General features: G+C 44.9%; 16 protein-coding genes and 1 riboswitch. Of the genes, 3 read left to right on the forward strand and 13 right to left on the reverse strand.

Annotation, left to right across the window (positions count from 1 at the left end; all coding sequences use genetic code 11):
* Positions 1 to 151: 151 nt before the first annotated feature.
* Together AB4138_RS04325 and pta are read left to right on the forward strand one after the other, a co-directional pair.
* The gene (locus tag AB4138_RS04325) at positions 152 to 1,348 is read left to right on the forward strand and encodes an acetate kinase (RefSeq protein WP_017062169.1); all 1,197 of its coding nucleotides are present in this window, start codon (positions 152 to 154) and stop codon (positions 1,346 to 1,348) included.
* 146 nt (positions 1,349 to 1,494) lie between these two features.
* Positions 1,495 to 3,660 (forward strand): phosphate acetyltransferase, encoded by a 2,166-nt coding sequence (gene pta / locus AB4138_RS04330; protein WP_017069189.1) that lies wholly within the window; start codon positions 1,495 to 1,497, stop codon positions 3,658 to 3,660.
* 83 nt (positions 3,661 to 3,743) lie between these two features.
* On the opposite strand, the gene AB4138_RS04335 is transcribed toward pta, so the two are convergent.
* The 11 genes from AB4138_RS04335 to moaA form a co-directional block, all read right to left on the reverse strand.
* Positions 3,744 to 4,682 carry a glutathione S-transferase family protein gene (locus tag AB4138_RS04335; protein ID WP_372084081.1) on the reverse strand — a complete coding sequence of 313 codons (939 nt, stop codon included), beginning with the start codon at positions 4,680 to 4,682 and terminating at the stop codon, positions 3,744 to 3,746.
* 198 nt (positions 4,683 to 4,880) lie between these two features.
* Positions 4,881 to 5,867: a murein tripeptide/oligopeptide ABC transporter ATP binding protein OppF gene (gene oppF, locus AB4138_RS04340; protein WP_017062172.1), complete on the reverse strand. Its 987-nt coding sequence runs from the start codon at positions 5,865 to 5,867 to the stop codon at positions 4,881 to 4,883.
* Positions 5,864 to 6,835, reverse strand: a complete 972-nt coding sequence (locus tag AB4138_RS04345; RefSeq protein ID WP_012603544.1) for an ABC transporter ATP-binding protein — start codon at positions 6,833 to 6,835, stop codon at positions 5,864 to 5,866. Before AB4138_RS04345 ends, oppF begins: the two co-directional genes overlap by 4 nt.
* A gap of 42 nt (positions 6,836 to 6,877) precedes the next feature.
* Positions 6,878 to 7,780, reverse strand: coding sequence for an oligopeptide ABC transporter permease OppC (gene oppC, locus AB4138_RS04350; protein WP_019823598.1), 903 nt, complete (start codon positions 7,778 to 7,780; stop codon positions 6,878 to 6,880).
* Between the two features lie 15 nt (positions 7,781 to 7,795).
* Positions 7,796 to 8,716, reverse strand: a complete 921-nt coding sequence (gene oppB, locus AB4138_RS04355; RefSeq protein ID WP_017067676.1) for an oligopeptide ABC transporter permease OppB — start codon at positions 8,714 to 8,716, stop codon at positions 7,796 to 7,798.
* Between the two features lie 103 nt (positions 8,717 to 8,819).
* On the reverse strand, positions 8,820 to 10,451 hold the full coding sequence (locus AB4138_RS04360; RefSeq protein ID WP_372305106.1) for an ABC transporter substrate-binding protein: 1,632 nt from the start codon (positions 10,449 to 10,451) through the stop codon (positions 8,820 to 8,822).
* Between the two features lie 650 nt (positions 10,452 to 11,101).
* A complete protein-coding gene (gene moaE, locus AB4138_RS04365; protein WP_017062176.1) occupies positions 11,102 to 11,557 on the reverse strand; it encodes a molybdopterin synthase catalytic subunit MoaE in 456 nt (151 codons plus the stop codon).
* A 2-nt stretch (positions 11,558 to 11,559) separates the two neighbouring features.
* On the reverse strand, positions 11,560 to 11,805 hold the full coding sequence (gene moaD / locus AB4138_RS04370; RefSeq protein ID WP_055319720.1) for a molybdopterin synthase sulfur carrier subunit: 246 nt from the start codon (positions 11,803 to 11,805) through the stop codon (positions 11,560 to 11,562).
* The gene (moaC, locus tag AB4138_RS04375) at positions 11,802 to 12,281 is read right to left on the reverse strand and encodes a cyclic pyranopterin monophosphate synthase MoaC (RefSeq protein ID WP_004734026.1); all 480 of its coding nucleotides are present in this window, start codon (positions 12,279 to 12,281) and stop codon (positions 11,802 to 11,804) included. The genes moaD and moaC overlap by 4 nt, the downstream gene beginning before the upstream one ends.
* Before the next feature lie 12 nt (positions 12,282 to 12,293).
* Positions 12,294 to 12,806 carry a molybdenum cofactor biosynthesis protein B gene (gene moaB, locus AB4138_RS04380; RefSeq protein WP_004734027.1) on the reverse strand — a complete coding sequence of 171 codons (513 nt, stop codon included), beginning with the start codon at positions 12,804 to 12,806 and terminating at the stop codon, positions 12,294 to 12,296.
* Positions 12,807 to 12,892: 86 nt separating this feature from the next.
* Entirely contained in the window at positions 12,893 to 13,882 is a 990-nt protein-coding gene (gene moaA / locus AB4138_RS04385; RefSeq protein ID WP_009848642.1) for a GTP 3',8-cyclase MoaA, read from the reverse strand.
* Positions 13,871 to 14,023, reverse strand: a riboswitch (molybdenum cofactor riboswitch). Its footprint overlaps the gene before it by 12 nt.
* 194 nt (positions 14,024 to 14,217) lie before the next feature.
* On the opposite strand from moaA, the gene AB4138_RS04390 reads away from it, so the two are divergent.
* Positions 14,218 to 15,105 (forward strand): YvcK family protein, encoded by an 888-nt coding sequence (locus AB4138_RS04390; RefSeq protein ID WP_017062178.1) that lies wholly within the window; start codon positions 14,218 to 14,220, stop codon positions 15,103 to 15,105.
* A 74-nt stretch (positions 15,106 to 15,179) separates the two neighbouring features.
* On the opposite strand, the gene luxU is transcribed toward AB4138_RS04390, so the two are convergent.
* Together luxU and luxO are read right to left on the reverse strand one after the other, a co-directional pair.
* Positions 15,180 to 15,524: a quorum-sensing phosphorelay protein LuxU gene (luxU, locus tag AB4138_RS04395; protein ID WP_017062179.1), complete on the reverse strand. Its 345-nt coding sequence runs from the start codon at positions 15,522 to 15,524 to the stop codon at positions 15,180 to 15,182.
* A gap of 24 nt (positions 15,525 to 15,548) precedes the next feature.
* On the reverse strand, positions 15,549 to 16,937 hold the full coding sequence (gene luxO / locus AB4138_RS04400) for a quorum-sensing sigma-54 dependent transcriptional regulator LuxO (protein ID WP_004734031.1): 1,389 nt from the start codon (positions 16,935 to 16,937) through the stop codon (positions 15,549 to 15,551).
* Positions 16,938 to 17,132: the final 195 nt, after the last annotated feature.

Raw genomic sequence — 17,132 nt, forward strand, 5'->3', positions numbered from 1 at the left:
CCTCTTTTTGATAAAGAGCGCTTTCACTTTATACGGAAATTAACGTTTTTTTGACCAAGGTTAGTACGCAAGCCTATGTGCTTCGACTATTCTTGAGATTAATTTTCATCCTTAACTGATTTCGATCAGAAAAATAAACAGGTAGTCATTAATGTCTAAGCTAGTTTTAGTTTTAAACTGTGGTAGTTCTTCTCTTAAATTCGCTGTTGTTGATGCAGAAACAGGTGCAGAGCACCTAACTGGTCTTGCTGAGTGTCTAGGTCTTCCAGAAGCTCGTATGAAGTGGAAACTTGATGGCAAGCATGAAGCACAACTAGGCGCGGGCGCAGCTCACGTAGAAGCACTATCTTTCATGGTAGAAACTATTCTTGCTTCTAAGCCTGAGCTTAAAGCTAACCTTGGCGCTATCGGTCACCGTATCGTACACGGTGGCGAGCAGTTCACTTCTTCTGCACTTATCACTGATGAAGTTCTTAAGGGTATTCAAGACGCTGCGACTTTCGCACCTCTTCACAACCCTGCTCACCTTATCGGTATCGAAGCGGCTCAACAGAACTTCCCTGGTCTACAAAACGTTGCTGTTTTTGACACTGCGTTCCACCAAACAATGCCTTCTGAGTCTTACCTATACGCTCTACCGTACAACCTGTACAAAGAGCACGGCATCCGTCGTTACGGCATGCACGGTACTTCTCACCTATTCATCACTCGTGAAGTTGCAGGCCTACTAAACAAGCCAGTTGAAGAAGTTAACATCATCAACTGTCACCTAGGTAACGGCGCTTCTGTATGTGCAATCAAGAACGGTAAATCTGTAGACACTTCTATGGGTCTTACTCCTCTTGAAGGTCTTGTAATGGGTACTCGTTGTGGTGACCTAGACCCTGCAATCATCTTCCACCTACACGACGCACTTGGTTACTCTGTTGAAGAAATCAACAACATGCTAACTAAAGAGTCTGGTCTTGCTGGTCTAACTGAAGTGACTTCTGACTGTCGTTTCGTTGAAGACAACTACGGTGAGAAAGAAGAAGCAACTCGTGCAATGGACGTGTTCTGTCACCGTCTAGCTAAGTACGTAGCTGGTTACACTGCAACTCTAGAAGGTCGTCTAGACGCAATCACTTTCACTGGCGGCATCGGCGAGAACTCAGGCCCAATCCGTGAAATGGTTCTTAACCGCCTAGGCATCTTCGGTATCGAAGTTGACGGTGAAGCTAACCTTAAAGCTCGTTTCGGCGGCGAAGGTACTATCACTACAGCTAACAGCCGTATCCCTGCAATGGTTATCTCTACTAACGAAGAGCTAGTAATTGCTGAAGACACTGCGAAACTAGCAGGTCTTTAATTGATTTTCCTGACTAGCTTCATTCGAAGCTAGTCAGTTTTTCATATCAAGAAAATGGGGCTCAACTTCTATTCCTACCCCAATTTAAATATCGGTGGGAATAGCAGTTGAGCTTTTTTATTTCCAATAGTCAAAGGTGTTCGTCAATGTCACGTACTATTATGCTTATCCCTACAAGCGCTGGTGTTGGTCTTACTAGTGTTAGCATGGGTGTTCTTCGCGCTATGGAGCGTAAGGGCGTAAGTGTTTCTTTCTACAAGCCAATCGCTCAGCCTCGCAGCGGTGGTAACCAACCAGATCTAACGTCTACTATCATCAGCGCAAACAGCGACATTAAGATTGGTGAGCCAATCGCAATGACTAAAGCTGAAGCTTTGATCGGTAGCGAAAAAATGGACGAGCTTCTTGAGTCTGTTGTTGAGCAATACAACAAGATCAACAAAGACGCAGAAGTAACGCTAATCGAAGGTCTAGTACCTACTCGTAAGCACCCATTTGCTAACCAAGTGAACGCGGAAATCGCAAAAACACTTGGCGCGGAGATCGTATTCGTTGCGACTCCTGGTACTGACAACCCTACGCAGCTTAAAGAGCGTATCGAAGTAGCATGTTCTAACTTCGGCGGTACTAAGAACAAAAACATCAAAGGCGTAATCATCAACAAGCTTAACGCTCCTGTTGATGAAGCTGGCCGTACTCGCCCTGACCTATCTGAAATCTTTGATGATGCAGACAGCGCTCAGCAAGCGAACCTTGAAGTAATGCAAATCTTCAATTCTAGCCCTATCCGTGTTCTTGGCTGCGTGCCATGGAGCATCGACCTAATCGCAACTCGTGCGGTTGATATGGCTAAGCACCTTAACGCTGAAATCGTTAACGAAGGTGAAATCTCAACTCGTCGTATTAAGAGCATCACTTTCTGTGCACGTTCTCTACCTCACATGATTGAGCACTTCAAACCAGGTTCACTGCTAGTAACTTCTGCAGACCGTCCTGACGTTATCGTTGCTGCGGCTCTTGCTGCGAAAAACGGTGTTGAGATTGGCGCAATCCTGCTTACTGGCGGTTACGACATTCCAGAAAGCATTGCTAACCTTTGTGCACCAGCATTCGCTTCAGGTCTACCGATCTTCAAAGCGCAAGGTAACACTTGGCAGACGTCTCTAAACCTACAGAGCTTCAACCTAGAAGTGCCTGCAGACGATAAAGAGCGTATCGAGTTCGTTAACGATCACGTTGCAAGCCACATTGATGGCCCTTGGATTGATTCTCTATCTGAAGGTACTCAAGGCATCCGTCGTCTAAGCCCACCAGCATTCCGTTACCAGCTAACTGAATTTGCTCGTAAAGCGGCTAAGCGCATCGTTCTTCCTGAAGGTGATGAGCCACGTACAGTTAAAGCTGCGGCTATCTGTGCTGAGCGCGGTATCGCAACGTGTGTACTTCTAGGTAACCCTGAAGAAATCCGTCGCGTTGCAGCACAGCAAGGTGTTGAGCTTGGCGCTGGCGTTGAGATCATCGATTCTGCATCAGTTCGCGAAAACTACGTAGCTCGTCTAGTAGAACTTCGTGGCGCTAAAGGTATGACTGAAGTTGTTGCTCGTGAGAAGCTAGAAGATTCAGTATTCCTAGGTACTATGATGCTTGAAGCTGGCGAAGTTGATGGCCTAGTTTCTGGTGCTGTTCACACAACGGCGAACACAATCGTTCCTCCGTTCCAGATCATCAAGACTGCTCCTGATGCTTCTATCGTATCTTCAATCTTCTTCATGCTTCTGCCTGATCAAGTTCTTGTATACGGTGACTGTGCGATCAACCCAGATCCAACAGCTGAACAGCTTGCTGAAATCGCTATCCAATCTGCAGATTCTGCTGCGGCATTCGGTATCGACCCACGCGTTGCTATGATCTCTTACTCTACTGGTGAATCTGGTAAGGGTGCAGACGTAGATAAAGTACGTGAAGCAACGAAACTTGCTCAAGAGAAGCGTCCTGATCTAGTGATCGACGGTCCTCTACAGTACGATGCAGCAATCATGGAAAACGTAGCCGCTTCTAAAGCGCCTAACTCTCCAGTTGCAGGTAAAGCGACAGTATTCGTATTCCCAGACTTAAACACGGGTAACACGACTTACAAAGCTGTACAGCGTTCAGCAGATCTAGTATCTATCGGTCCAATGCTTCAAGGTATGCGCAAGCCAGTAAATGACTTGTCTCGTGGCGCTCTAGTAGACGATATCGTTTACACAGTAGCTCTAACGGCTATCCAAGCAGACCAAGCTGCACAAGCTGAAGAAAAAGTAATTAACTAATTTTTCTTTTGTAAAAAGCAAAAACCCTAGATGTTTATCTAGGGTTTTTTTACGCCTGAAGAAAAGCGGATTAATTAATGATTCTAACCACGTCCGTGAGGCGAATCTAAATCCAGATCAGGCCCTTTAGGCACCACTTGAGTCGGGTTGATACCAGTGTGGCTGTAATAGTAGTGGCGCTTGATGTGGTAGAAATCCGTAGTCTCTTTAATACCCTCTATTTGATAGAGCTCTTTTAGATAACCTTGGATATGTTTGTAATCCGCAATTCGTTGCTTGTTACACTTGAAGTGACCCACATAAACCGCATCAAATCGAACCAGAGTGGTAAACAAGCGCCAATCCGCTTCTGTAATCTCGTTACCCGCCAAATAGCGATGTTCGCTAAGGTGCGCATCTACTTTGTCTAAGGCTTCAAACAAGGCGTCATACGCTTCTTCGTAGGCTTCTTGTGTTGTCGCAAAGCCGGTTCGGTATACGCCGTTGTTGATGTTTGGGTAGATATAATCATTCCACTCATCAATCTTCTTGGACAACTCCCACGGGTAGTAATCATCGGTGTTACCCGTTAGCTCGTTAAACTCTGAGTTAAACATGCGAATGATTTCAGACGACTCGTTACTCACAATGGTGTTGGTTTTCTTATCCCATAAAACAGGAACCGTGACTCGACCTGAATAGTCCGGTTTGCCTTGGGTGTAGATTTGGTGCATGCGGGTATGGCCAAATAGAGGTTCAGGTAACCCCATTTGCCAACCTTCACTCATCATGTCTGGGCAAACAACCGTCACGTCAATGTGATCGGTTAGGTCTTTCAGCTCGCGGAAGATAAGGGTTCGGTGCGCCCAAGGGCAAGCTAACGATACGTATAAGTGATAACGGCCGCTTTCAGGCTCAAACTGCGCGCCCGGTTTGTTCTCTATCCAGTGACGAAAGCCCGCATCTTCACGAACAAACTTACCACCGCTTTCTTTGGTGTCGTACCACACATCGTGCCAAACACCTTCAACTAACTTACCCATATCCAAACCTCTGTCATCGAAACTTTTCTCTAGTATAAAAAAAGCCAACTTTTTCAAAACTAGAAGAAGTTGGCTTAGTTGTTCGAATATTTTGATGAAGCTTGTTGAGCGAACCAATAAGCCTAAGACAAAAAAAGCGCGACTCTAATAACTAGTCGCGCTTAAGCCTGTCACAGGCTGAACCGTTTTAAATAGGCTCTAGACTTGTACGTGCAAGCAAGATACTGCGTGAACGTCATCGCCTTGAATGGTTGGCTTAGTTTGCGCACACGCCTCTGTTGCTTGTGGGCAACGAGTACGGAACACACAACCTGATGGCGGATTGATTGGCGATGGGAGATCACCTTCCAACATCTGAATGGTTTTGCTGCGCTCTAAGCGTGGGTCTGGAATTGGAACTGCAGACATCAACGCTTTGGTGTATGGGTGCTTAGGATCAGAGAACAATGCATCTGATTCGCCAAGTTCTACCGCATTACCTAGGTACATCACCAATACGCGATCAGAGATGTGTTTAACAACCGACAAATCGTGCGCGATGAATACCAAAGACAAACCTAGCTCTTTTTGTAGCTCCTTCAGAAGGTTAACTACTTGAGCTTGGATAGATACATCCAGTGCAGAAACAGGTTCATCACAGATGATCATCTTAGGTTTCAAGATAAGCGCACGTGCAATACCAATACGCTGACACTGACCACCAGAGAATTCATGAGGGTAACGGTTGATTACGTTGGGTAGTAGACCAACCTTTGCCATCATCTCTTTAACTCTGTCCTTCACTTCTTGTTTAGAAAGTTCAGGGAAGAAAGTCTCTAGAGGCTCAGCAATAATATCGCCTACTGACATACGTGGGTTAAGCGATGCTAGCGGGTCTTGGAAGATCATCTGAATCTCTTTACGAGTCTCACGACGCTTCACTTCCTGCATCTTAGTTAGGTCTTGACCTAACCACATCACTTGCCCTTCAGTCGCTTCAACCAAGCCGATAATCGCACGGGCAAAAGTCGACTTACCACAACCAGACTCACCTACTACACCAAGCGTTTCGCCTTCGTAAAGGTGAACATCAACCCCATCAACCGCTTTAAGGTTTGATGGTTTTGCCCAAGGCCAAGCAGACTTAGCTGCAATGCTAAAGTGAACTTTCAGGTCTTTAATATCTAATAGTAATTCTTTACTCATTTTGTCCAAGTCTCCCAATCTGAAAAACAAGCACGCTGACGGTCTTTAGCAAATGGCTGCAAAATCGGTGCTTCTTGCTTACAACGGTCCATTACACGGTGACAACGGTCTTGGTAAGGACAACCTGTTGGTAGGCGAAGTAAGTTAGGTGGGTTACCTGGAATCGTCGGTAGAATTTCACCTTCGGTATCCAAACGAGGAATCGCTTTAAGCAGGCCTTCCGCATATGGGTGGCTTGGCTCGTAGAAGATTTCATCAACCGTGCCGTATTCCATTGTACGACCCGCGTACATCACAAGTACTTTGTCACATGAGCCAGCAACAACACCCAAGTCATGGGTGATCATGATGATTGCCGTATTGAACTCATCTTTAAGTTCGTTCAGCAATTCCATGATTTGCGCTTGAATGGTTACATCCAGTGCCGTTGTTGGTTCATCAGCGATAAGTAATTTAGGACGACACAGCAGTGCCATTGCGATCATCACACGCTGACGCATACCGCCAGAAAATTCGTGTGGGTACATGGTGATACGCTTACGTGCTTCAGGGATTTTAACCGCTTCAAGCATGCGTACTGATTCTTCAAACGCCTCTGCTTTACCCATGCCTTTGTGCAGCATCAGTACTTCCATCAACTGATCACTTACTTTCATGTAAGGGTTCAGTGACGTCATTGGATCTTGGAAGATCATTGCGATCTGTTCAGCACGAACCTTGTTCAGCGCTTTTTCAGGCAGGTTGAGGATTTCATTGCCTTCAAACTTTGCACTGCCTGAGATGATGCCGTTTTTAGCCAGCAGCCCCATCAGTGCAAATACCGTTTGTGATTTACCTGAACCCGACTCACCAACAATACCCAGCGTTTCGCCTTGGTTAAGTGAGAAGTTCAAGTCGTTTACTGCGGTTACGATACCATCTTGCGTGGTAAATTCGACGCGCAGATCTTTGACATCTAATAAGCTCATTATTGCTTCCTTAATCTTTTATAGCTTTTAATTGCTATTTCGTTATCTGTCTTTTGGATCAAGCGCGTCGCGCAGACCATCACCTACGTAGTTAAAGCAGAACAGCGTAACTACCATGAATGCCGCAGGGAATGTCAATTGCCAGATTGCAACTTCCATTGTTTGCGAACCTTCTTGAAGCAATGCGCCCCAGCTTGTCATAGGCTCTTGAACACCAAGACCAAGGAAAGATAAGAATGATTCTGTAAGGATCATGCTTGGAATAAGCAGCGTAGAATAAACCGCTACGATACCCAGTACGTTCGGTACGATGTGACGTGTAATGATCTTCCATTTGCTTACACCACATACGTGTGCGGCTTCAATGAACTCTTTACTACGCAAGCTCAGCGTTTGACCACGTACAATACGCGCCATATCTAGCCAAGCAATCGCACCAATAGCAACGAAGATTAGGATGATGTTACGACCAAAGAACGTTACCAGGACGATTACTAGGAACATAAATGGTACCGCGTACAAGATCTCTAGGATACGCATCATCACTCGGTCAGTACGACCGCCGATGAAACCTGAAGCTGCACCGTAAAGCGTACCAATCAGTACCGCTACGAATGCGCCCATCACACCAACCATCAATGAGATACGACCACCGATAAGAGTACGAACGTACAAATCACGGCCTAAGCTATCAGTACCAAACCAGTGGTCCGCGCTTGGCGCTGCATGCATTGCGTACCAGTCAGTATCATCATAAGTGTACTGAGCAAGCATCGGTAAGAAGATAACCGCCAGTACCATAAGCGTAAGAATAAACAGGCTTACCATTGCCGCTTTGTTTCGCATAAAACGAATGCGGGCATCCTGCCACAAACTGCGACCTTCAATCTCTAAACTCTCAGAGAACTTTTCGATCGCTTCTAAATTTTCTTTTTTCTTCAACATAACCATGCGTCCCTGTTAGTAGCGAATTTTCGGGTCAATTAGCGCTAGCAAAATATCAACGATTGCGTTGAACAAGATGAATAGGAAACCAATCAAGATGGTTACACCCATTACTAGCGAGTAGTCACGGTTAAACGCGGCGTTAACAAACAGCTTGCCGATACCTGGTAGGCCGAAGATGGTTTCAACAACAACAGAACCTGTAATGATACCTACAAACGCAGGTCCCATATAAGAAACGACAGGCAGCAGTGCTGGCTTCAGTGCATGTTTTAGAACGATGTAACGGTAACTTAGGCCTTTTGCACGAGCAGTTCGGATAAAGTTACTGTTTAGCGTTTCAATCATGCTACCGCGAGTAATACGAGCAAATGTGGCTACGTAAAGAAGAGACATCGCGATAACTGGCAGGACGATGTACATATAAGTACCGCCGTGCCAACCACCTGCTGGGAATATGTTCCAGTGCAGAGAGAACAGGTAAATAAGCGCTGGAGCCAACACGAAGGATGGCATTACTACCCCGAGCATAGCGGTCGACATTATGGTGTAGTCAATCCAGGTGTTGTGCTTCAAGGCGGCAATCGTCCCGACCGATACTCCCATAATCAGGGTAAAGATAAAGGCAATAAAACCTACCTTCGCAGATACTGGAAGTGCGACTGCGATCAGCTCATTTACGGTGTAATCTTGATATTTGAATGATGGACCAAAGTCACCTTGAACGATGTTAGTCAAGTACGTGGTGTACTGTTCAAATACAGGTTTATCTAAGCCGTATTTAGCTTCGATGTTAGCCATAACTTCTGGCGGTAATGGGCGTTCGCTCGAAAACGGGTTACCCGGTGCAAAACGCATGAGAAAGAAAGATATAGTGATCAACACCAACATGGTTGGAATCGCTTCGAATATCCTTTTCATAATGAATTTAAGCATAAACTCACTCTTTTCAGTCTGTGACAATTAAAAATTAAATAGACACTGCGTGCGATTTCTCGCACACAGGTCTAAGTTAGTTATATTTTATTTTTATAGGAGGTTATTTTGCTTTGATATAAAGATCTTTTGAATAGATCTTATCTTCGGCGTTACCTTCTGGGTAACCACCTAGCTGAGGTGATACAAGACGTGTTGTAACGTACTGGTAGACTGGAGCAATTGGCATGTCTTTAGCTAGCAATTTTTCTGCTTCGATATATAGCTTAGTACGCTCTTCTTCTGAAGTAGAGCTTAGTGCTTTATCGATAATCTTGTCATAGTCTGCGCTCTTATAGTGCTGACCAGCAGTTGTATTTTGGCTAACCATCAATGTTAGGAATGAAGATGCTTCATTGTAGTCACCACACCAACCTGCACGAGCAACGTCAAAGTTACCAGTATCTTTACTGTCTAGATATGATTTCCACTCTTGGTTTTCGAGTTTCGCGTTAATACCAAGCTCTTTCTTCCACATTGATGCGATTGCTACAGCAAGCTTCTTGTGGTTTTCAGACGTGTTGTAAAGCAGGTTAAATTCAAGTGGGTTGCTCTTCGTGTAGCCCGCTTCTTCAAGAAGACGCTTCGCTTCAGCAATACGCTCTTTTTGAGAAAGTTGACCATACTCTGGAGTTACCGGGGCAAAACCAGCAGTAATTTCAGGAGTCAAGAAGTAAGCTGGTTTTTGACCTTGACCAAGAATCGCTTTCGTCACGATGTCACGATCCATCGCATAAGACATTGCTTTACGAACACGTACGTCGTCGAAAGGTGCTTTCTGTGCATTAAATTGGTAGTAATAAGTACACAGGTTACCCTTAATGTTTACATCTTCTGGGTATTCTTTCTGTAAGCGACGGAAGTGCTCGTTAGGAACTTCGTATGTGAAATCTAGTTCGCCAGAGAGGAAGCGGTTCATTTCCGCTACTTGGTTTTCGATTGGTAAGAATGTTACTTTGTTAAGAACTGTATGTTCGTTATCCCAATAATTTTCGTTGCGTACTAGTTCAAGACGCTCGTTAACTACCCATTGATTTGGAACAAATGCACCATTACCAACAAAGTTTTCAGGCTTAGTCCACTGGTCACCGAATTTTTCAACAGTTGCTTTATGTACTGGCTTCACTGTTGTGTGACCCATCATCATTACGAAATATGGGACAGCTGTATCTAAAGTCACTTCTAACGTGTAGTCATCTAAAGCTTTAACGCCTAGTTCACTCTTGTCTTTCTTACCCGCAACGATGTCTTTCGCATTCGCCATCTTGGTATATTCCATGTACCAAGCGTATGGAGAAGCAGTTAAAGGATCAACCGCACGTTGGAAGCTGTAAACGAAGTCATTTGCCGTTACAGGATCGCCGTTAGACCATTTTGCGTCTTTACGTAGGTGGAAAGTGAATGTTTTGTTGTCTGTCGTTTCCCAGCTTTCAGCTACTCCTGGGATAGTATTGCCGTCGCCATCTTGGTTCACTAAACCTTCTAGAAGGTCACGAATTACGTGAGATTCTGGTACACCTTGAGATTTGTGAGGGTCGAGTGTTGCTACTTCAGTACCATTACCGCGAACCAGTTCCTGAACTTTTGCTAGTTCAGTGCCTGCTGGAACTTCAGCAGCGATAGAAAGAGTAGAAGTGGCAGCCACTGCCAAACCAGCACCTAGAAGAAGAGCCTGAGTGATTTTATTCTTGTACATTTAATAAACTCCAAGTTTTATGTATTGCATCCATGACTTCTTTGCTTGGTTCACTGAACGGCAGTGATTTAGATTTATTTAGCTCAAAATTTAAGCATAAAAATCTAAAACCTTACAAAGATTGAGGCACACACTATCAACCATTGAAGTAATTTGCCACAAACAAGTCGCAAAAAATCGGATAATTCTCCGAAATACTTAAGGTATCAGTGTAAATATCTAAAAAATCCCAAATCAGTAGTGACTTGCATAGAGGGATTAATTAAAAAACAGCCTTTAGTGTTGATGTGTCTGTGTTGATGCTTTTTTTTAGCATCTTATGCTAGAACACTGAGCGCAAATTAACATTAATGCCACATGAAATCTAATTGCACATCACATATCACCTAAACCGTCTACACTATTTGTGAGGATAATCACTTTATACAAGACAGCATAATGCTCTGCACCAAAACAGATTTAGCAATGCACCAAGACAGACAAAATCACGCTCCGAATTTATATGCAACTTGAATGACTAACCATTTATTAATGCACCATTTATTTATAAATGACTTTGTAGCACGCACAAAAAAACCGACGTTCAACGTCGGCTTTTTACTGTCTCAATCAACAGAGCGAATTTTTGGAGCAACATCATATTGCGAGAATTATTTCTCCCAACGCTCCGCAGCTTTTGTATCTGAATCGCGAGAATCAACCCAGCGAGTTGTTTCAGTGGTACGTTCTTTTTTCCAAAACGGCGCTTTGGTTTTCAGAAAGTCCATAACAAACTCACACGCTTCGAAGGCAGCGCCACGATGCGCACTGGAGACACCAACGTAAACAATCTGGTCACCGATATCTAGGTCACCCACGCGGTGAATCACTCGCATCTTTTGGATTGGCCAGCGTGCCTCAGCTTGATCACAGATCTCGCTCAGTGATTTCTCTGTCATACCCGGGTAGTGCTCCAGAGACAAACCTATCACATTGTCGCCAAGGTTCATGTCGCGCACTTTACCAACGAACGTCACAATCGCTCCGGCAGCTGTACCTTGAGCCAAGTAGTCGTATTCGTCGCCTACCGAGAAGTCCTCAGCTGTCACTAATACTCTTGGATCCATGCTTAGCCTCCAGTCACTGGTGGGAAGAAAGCAACTTCATCACCGTCTTTCACTTCAGTCGTCAAAGGCACGATAGATTGGTTAAGCGCAGCCAGAAGCTTGCCCTCTTCCAAAGCGATATCCCATTTGCCTTCTTGTTCTACAAGGTGGCTGCGAATCGCTTCAATCGTTTTGAACTGTGCATCAACTTCAACGCTGTCCACACCAACAAGTTCACGAGTTTGAGCAAAGAAAAGTACTGTAATCATGATTCCACCTTGAAGTGACCAGATTTACCACCCGTCTTCTCTAACAGGCGTACATTCTCGATAACAATGTCTTTCTGAACAGCTTTACACATATCGTAAATCGTTAACGCAGCAACAGAAGCAGCCGTTAGCGCTTCCATTTCTACGCCTGTCTTACCAGCAAGTTTACAAACAGATTCGATGCGAACCTTGTTTTCAGACTCGATAGCTTCAAGCTGCACTTCTACTTTAGTTAATAGCAGAGGGTGACACAGTGGAATCAGATCCCACGTCTTCTTAGCCGCTTGAATACCTGCGATACGTGCCGTTGCGAAAACATCACCTTTATGGTGGCTACCAGAAACAATCAGCTCTAGCGTTTCAGCAGACATTTGAACGAATGCTTCCGCTCTCGCTTCGCGTACTGTTTCCGCTTTAGCCGATACATCGACCATGTTTGCTTCGCCAGACGCGTTAATGTGTGTAAATTGGCTCATACTCAAACCGCCTTATACAGAAAGGTGTGGCATGAAGTTACAAGGACGGTGGCTAGCATCCATCTGTTGCTTGATGATCTTAGTCCAACCGGTGCGGCAAGCGCCTGTAGAACCTGGCATCGCAAAGATAACCGTGTGGTTAGCAAAACCCGCAATCGCACGAGATTGAATTGTCGAAGTACCGATCTCTTCGTAAGATACTTGACGGAATAGCTCACCAAAGCCTTCTACTTCTTTGTCGAACAGTGGCTTAAGCGCTTCAGGCGTGCTGTCACGAGAAGTGAAACCAGTACCACCCGTGATCATGATAGCTTGTACGCTTTCATCAGCGATCCATTTAGATACGATCGCACGGATCTTGTACATGTCATCAATAACGATTTGCTTATCAACCACGTTGTGACCCGCTTCTTTAGCATGCTCTGCTAGGTAACCGCCTGAAGTGTCGTTTTCTTCTGTACGAGTATCTGAAACCGTTAGTACTGCGATGTTTGCTGCTTGGAATTTGCTTTCTGCGTGACCCATTTGTTCACCTATATAAATTTTTCATTAGACTGATTCGCCCAGCCTGAAGAAGCTGAGCGATAAAATGCTTTAGAGTGTGTAGCGGGTTAACCGCCGATTGACGCCAAGTTTGGAGTCATGCCGCTGTTGCCATCGTGTAAGAAGTGGCTAACGGACTTGGTTTGAAGCTGAGCCTGAATTCGATCAATGAGTTCTTGCTCTTGTTGATCTTCTTGAATCAGATCTCTCAGTTCAACACCATGGTCGCCAAACAGACATAAGTGAAGTTTACCGGTCGCAGAAACGCGCAGTCGGTTACAACTCTCACAAAAGTCTTTCTCGTAAGGCATGATCAAACCGATTTCACCCTTGTAGTCTGGGTGGACAAACACTTGCGCCGGGCCATCGTTAACGGCTTTGACTTTTAACAGCCAACCATTAGCAATAAGCTGGTTGCGAATCGCAACGCCAGACACATGATGTTTATCGAACAACTCGTCCATCTCGCCGGTTTTCATCAGCTCGATAAAACGTAATTGAATAGGTTTGTCTTTGATCCAATTAAGGAAGGCTGGTAATTCCTGACTATTGAGGTCTTTCATTAATACGACGTTGACTTTGACTTGTTCAAAGCCAACCTCAAACGCTTTATCAATGCCTCGCATAACCTCAGTAAACTTATTCTCACCAGTGATCTGATGGAACATGCGCGAATCTAAACTATCCACGCTCACGTTTATATGGGTTAAACCAGCATCACGCCATTGCCCTACTTGTTTCTCCATGCGGTAGCCATTCGTTGTGGTGGCTACTTTTTCGATGCCTGGAGTAGAAGCAACGGTATGTATGATTTCAGGAAAGTCTTTACGCAGACTCGGCTCTCCGCCTGTAATGCGGATCTTTGAGGTACCACAATCTGCAAACGCTTTAACAACGCGTTTGATCTCGGGAACACTTAAAAAAGACGAGTTTTTTTGCCCTGACGGTTTGTAACCATCTGGCAAGCAGTAAGTACATTTAAAGTTACAGACGTCTGTAACCGACAAGCGCAAGTAATAAAACTTGCGATGGAATCTATCTTCGAATTGTTGCGCCACGGAACACCTTTCCAAACACGGGAGGCATAATCATTTCCAATTAAGCCCTTGTGACAACATGTCACTGGCTCTTGATGCGTATCGGTACAGCAAATACCACTGTGCGACTTAGCATGCGAGAGCTCGGAGTTATGGCAACTGAGCGTTATATTCACACGCGCAGTAGCTGAGTAATAAAATACTTAATATTTGTACGTGAATCTAGCTCTGATGGTAAAAAACGGGTCACATCGGCAAAAAAAACGTATCAAACGCTCAAAATAACTCTTGTTGAGTATATAGCGAGAAGCATTTAACCTAAATTATAGTTGGTAATAACCTAACAAGAACAATAAATGAATATTTACTCTTCAAAGAAAGTCGTAGCAATCGGCGGTGGCCATGGCTTAGGTCGCATGTTAGCTGCATTAAAAGACTTTGGTAACAACGCAACTGGCATTGTTGCAACGACAGATAACGGCGGTTCCACCGGACGTATTAGAGATTGCCAAGGTGGCATCGCATGGGGAGATACACGCAACTGTATCAACCAATTAATCACAGAGCCTTCAATCAGTTCGATGATGTTCGAATACCGCTTTCGTGGTCAAGGTGAGCTAGACGGTCATAACTTGGGTAACCTAATGCTGACGGCGTTAGACAACCTTTCCGTTCGCCCATTGGAAGCAATTAACCTGATTCGAAATATGCTCAAGGTCGATGTCAATATCGTGCCGATGACTGAGCATCCTTCAGACCTCACGGCTCTATCAATGGACGGCCGCTGGGTTACCGGCGAAACCAACGTTGATGACATGACGGAAAAGCTGCGCATGATGGACTTGTCTCCAGAAGTGCCAGCAACCAAAGAAGCCGTTGCTGCCGTTGAGCAAGCAGACTGCATTGTCCTTGGCCCTGGAAGCTTTTTAACCAGTGTGATGCCCCCTCTTCTCCTTCCAGAGATTGGCAAAGCAATCTCTGAGAACACCAAGGCAAAAGTTATCTTCGTTGAAAACCTTTCACCAGAGCACGGTCCCGCAGGGAAAATGACGCTTCAAGAGCAATTGGAGTGGTGTGAACGTACCTGTAAGGCAAGGAAAATAGACATCGTGTTAGGCAATGAACCTCACCCGGAACTAGAAGTGCAATGGAATTGTGTGACCACAGATCTTGCATCGGCAAACCGAGATTGGCGACACGACCGTGTGAAGCTTCAACAAGCCATTGAAGCCCAGTTGGCGTAGCCATAGGTTCAAGCGACAAACAACAAAAAAGGAGCATGCTGCTCCTTTTTTAATCTCAGTAATAACTCGCTGTTTTAAAGGTCCGTCATCAACTGCTGATATTCAGTGTACGTCGATAACAGGAGGTCTTGCATATCTTGAAAATCAATCTCGGTTACAGGCAACGCTTGCTTCACTTTTGCGTCTAAGCTAATCGCAAAACTACACAAAGAATCCGCACCAAAGCTTGCTGCGCTGCTCTTAAGCGCATGACTGATATCAGCCAAGTACTTAGAGGTATCCGACTCTTTATTTATCTCTAGGTGTTCGTAGTAGCCTTTCAACTCACCTAAAAAGATTTCCAGTAAAACCGGGACATTCTCTTGGCCTATTTCGCCGGCAAGCTCATCAACTTTTTGCTGATTTAATACTTTCGTCATTATTATTTTCTTATTGTTTGTTGATTACTGCTTCGCATTCCACGTTTGCAACTTACGGTATATCGTCGATGGACTGACATCTAAGAAACCTGCCGCACGAGGGATGTTGCCATCACACGCTTTAATGGCCTGCTCGATAGCCGTTTTCTCAGTGATCCACAATGGGAAAATATCTTTTACCGTGATGTCTTCATTCTGCTTCTCTTTCAATCGCAGACTGTTTTCAATCGGTTGGTTCAACGGTGGTGGAAGCATGTTGAGAGTAATCTCTTTGCCGTTATTCAAAACCACCACGTTCCGCAACACGTTTTGTAGCTGACGAACGTTACCCGGCCACTCATATTGATTAAAGCGATCAAGTACTTCCTGAGCAAAACGTACAAACGCCTTCCCCTCCTCGACCGACATATAGCCTAGCAGAGAATACGCGATCTCGATGACATCTTCACCACGCTCACGCAATGGCGGCAAGTGCAATGGAATCACGTATAAACGATAGTATAAATCTTCTCTAAAGCGACCTTCTTGTACTTCTTTCCAAGGGTCACGGTTGGTCGCACACACAAAACGAACGTCGACACTCTTCATCTTCGAAGAGCCGACTTTTTGGAAAGTACCGGTTTGGATAAAGCGCAGCAGCTTGGTTTGCAGCTCTAAGTCCATTTCGCACAGTTCATCAAGGAACAGTGTTCCACCATCAGCAAGCTCAGCAGCACCTTGGCGATCGGTCGCAGCACCGGTAAAGGCACCTTTAACGTGGCCAAACAGCTCACTTTCAATCAGGTCTTTAGGGATAGCGGCACAGTTAATCGCGATGAACGGCTTATCGCCACGCTTACTCGCCGCATGAATGGCTTCTGCACATACCTCTTTACCGGTACCACTTTCACCAGTAATGAAAATGCTCGCCTTACTCGATGCAGCAGAATCGATAGTTCGGTAAACCTGCTGCATGGTTTGGCTGCTGCCGATAAAACCTTGGTAGTTCTGGTTTCCCGGGTGTTCCGAGCTATTTTTAAGTTTGGTGGCTTTGCGGATCGCATTATTCACCGTAATACGGAGTCGGTCGGCTTCACACGGTTTGATAAGGAAATCTTGAGAGCCATGACGCATCGCTTCTACAGCGGTATCGATAGAGCCGTGAGCCGTCATGAAGATAACTGGAACTTCAGGGTATTTTTGTTTTACAGCAAATAGTACGTCCATACCCGTCATATCAGGCAGACGTAGATCTAATAAAATAAGGTCTGGGATTCGATGATTCAAACTCTCGATTGCATCGCGGCCAGTGCCGACAATGTTGATATCAATTTCGAGCGGTGTAAGATACGAGCGATATAAAGCTGCTACCGAAGCGGTATCCTCTACCATCAACAAATACTTCGATTTGTTATCTAGCGTTTTTGATTGCATATCCTAGCCATTTATAATTTGCATTTCTTATTATAGTCGCATTCCGCTTTGCATTATGCAAATTAGCCACAGTATTTGTAGTGTGTTTTTTTACTTGCTTCAAACAATCAATGTTTTATCTATCTGGCACGAACGATGCAACGGTATAAATGACCTTCGGGTCACCTAGCCAACTGACGTTGTTAGTGGACCGAT

The sequence above is a fragment of the Vibrio sp. 10N.286.52.C3 genome (assembly GCF_041468865.1).
Lineage (GTDB): Bacteria > Pseudomonadota > Gammaproteobacteria > Enterobacterales > Vibrionaceae > Vibrio > Vibrio crassostreae_C.

Excerpts from the sequence above, each read along its gene's own strand:
- moaD (WP_055319720.1), bottom strand. The coding sequence starts at position 11,805 with ATGATTACAGTACTTTTCTTTGCTCAAACTCGTGAACTTGTTGGTGTG.
- AB4138_RS04360 (WP_372305106.1), bottom strand. The coding sequence starts at position 10,451 with ATGTACAAGAATAAAATCACTCAGGCTCTTCTTCTAGGTGCTGGTTTG.
- AB4138_RS04390 (WP_017062178.1), top strand. The coding sequence starts at position 14,218 with ATGAATATTTACTCTTCAAAGAAAGTCGTAGCAATCGGCGGTGGCCAT.
- oppB (WP_017067676.1), bottom strand. The coding sequence starts at position 8,716 with ATGCTTAAATTCATTATGAAAAGGATATTCGAAGCGATTCCAACCATG.
- luxO (WP_004734031.1), bottom strand. The coding sequence starts at position 16,937 with ATGCAATCAAAAACGCTAGATAACAAATCGAAGTATTTGTTGATGGTA.
- oppF (WP_017062172.1), bottom strand. The coding sequence starts at position 5,867 with ATGAGTAAAGAATTACTATTAGATATTAAAGACCTGAAAGTTCACTTT.
- AB4138_RS04345 (WP_012603544.1), bottom strand. The coding sequence starts at position 6,835 with ATGAGCTTATTAGATGTCAAAGATCTGCGCGTCGAATTTACCACGCAA.
- moaB (WP_004734027.1), bottom strand. The coding sequence starts at position 12,806 with ATGGGTCACGCAGAAAGCAAATTCCAAGCAGCAAACATCGCAGTACTA.
- moaC (WP_004734026.1), bottom strand. The coding sequence starts at position 12,281 with ATGAGCCAATTTACACACATTAACGCGTCTGGCGAAGCAAACATGGTC.
- luxU (WP_017062179.1), bottom strand. The coding sequence starts at position 15,524 with ATGACGAAAGTATTAAATCAGCAAAAAGTTGATGAGCTTGCCGGCGAA.
- AB4138_RS04335 (WP_372084081.1), bottom strand. The coding sequence starts at position 4,682 with ATGGGTAAGTTAGTTGAAGGTGTTTGGCACGATGTGTGGTACGACACC.
- oppC (WP_019823598.1), bottom strand. The coding sequence starts at position 7,780 with ATGTTGAAGAAAAAAGAAAATTTAGAAGCGATCGAAAAGTTCTCTGAG.
- pta (WP_017069189.1), top strand. The coding sequence starts at position 1,495 with ATGTCACGTACTATTATGCTTATCCCTACAAGCGCTGGTGTTGGTCTT.
- AB4138_RS04325 (WP_017062169.1), top strand. The coding sequence starts at position 152 with ATGTCTAAGCTAGTTTTAGTTTTAAACTGTGGTAGTTCTTCTCTTAAA.
- moaE (WP_017062176.1), bottom strand. The coding sequence starts at position 11,557 with ATGGATCCAAGAGTATTAGTGACAGCTGAGGACTTCTCGGTAGGCGAC.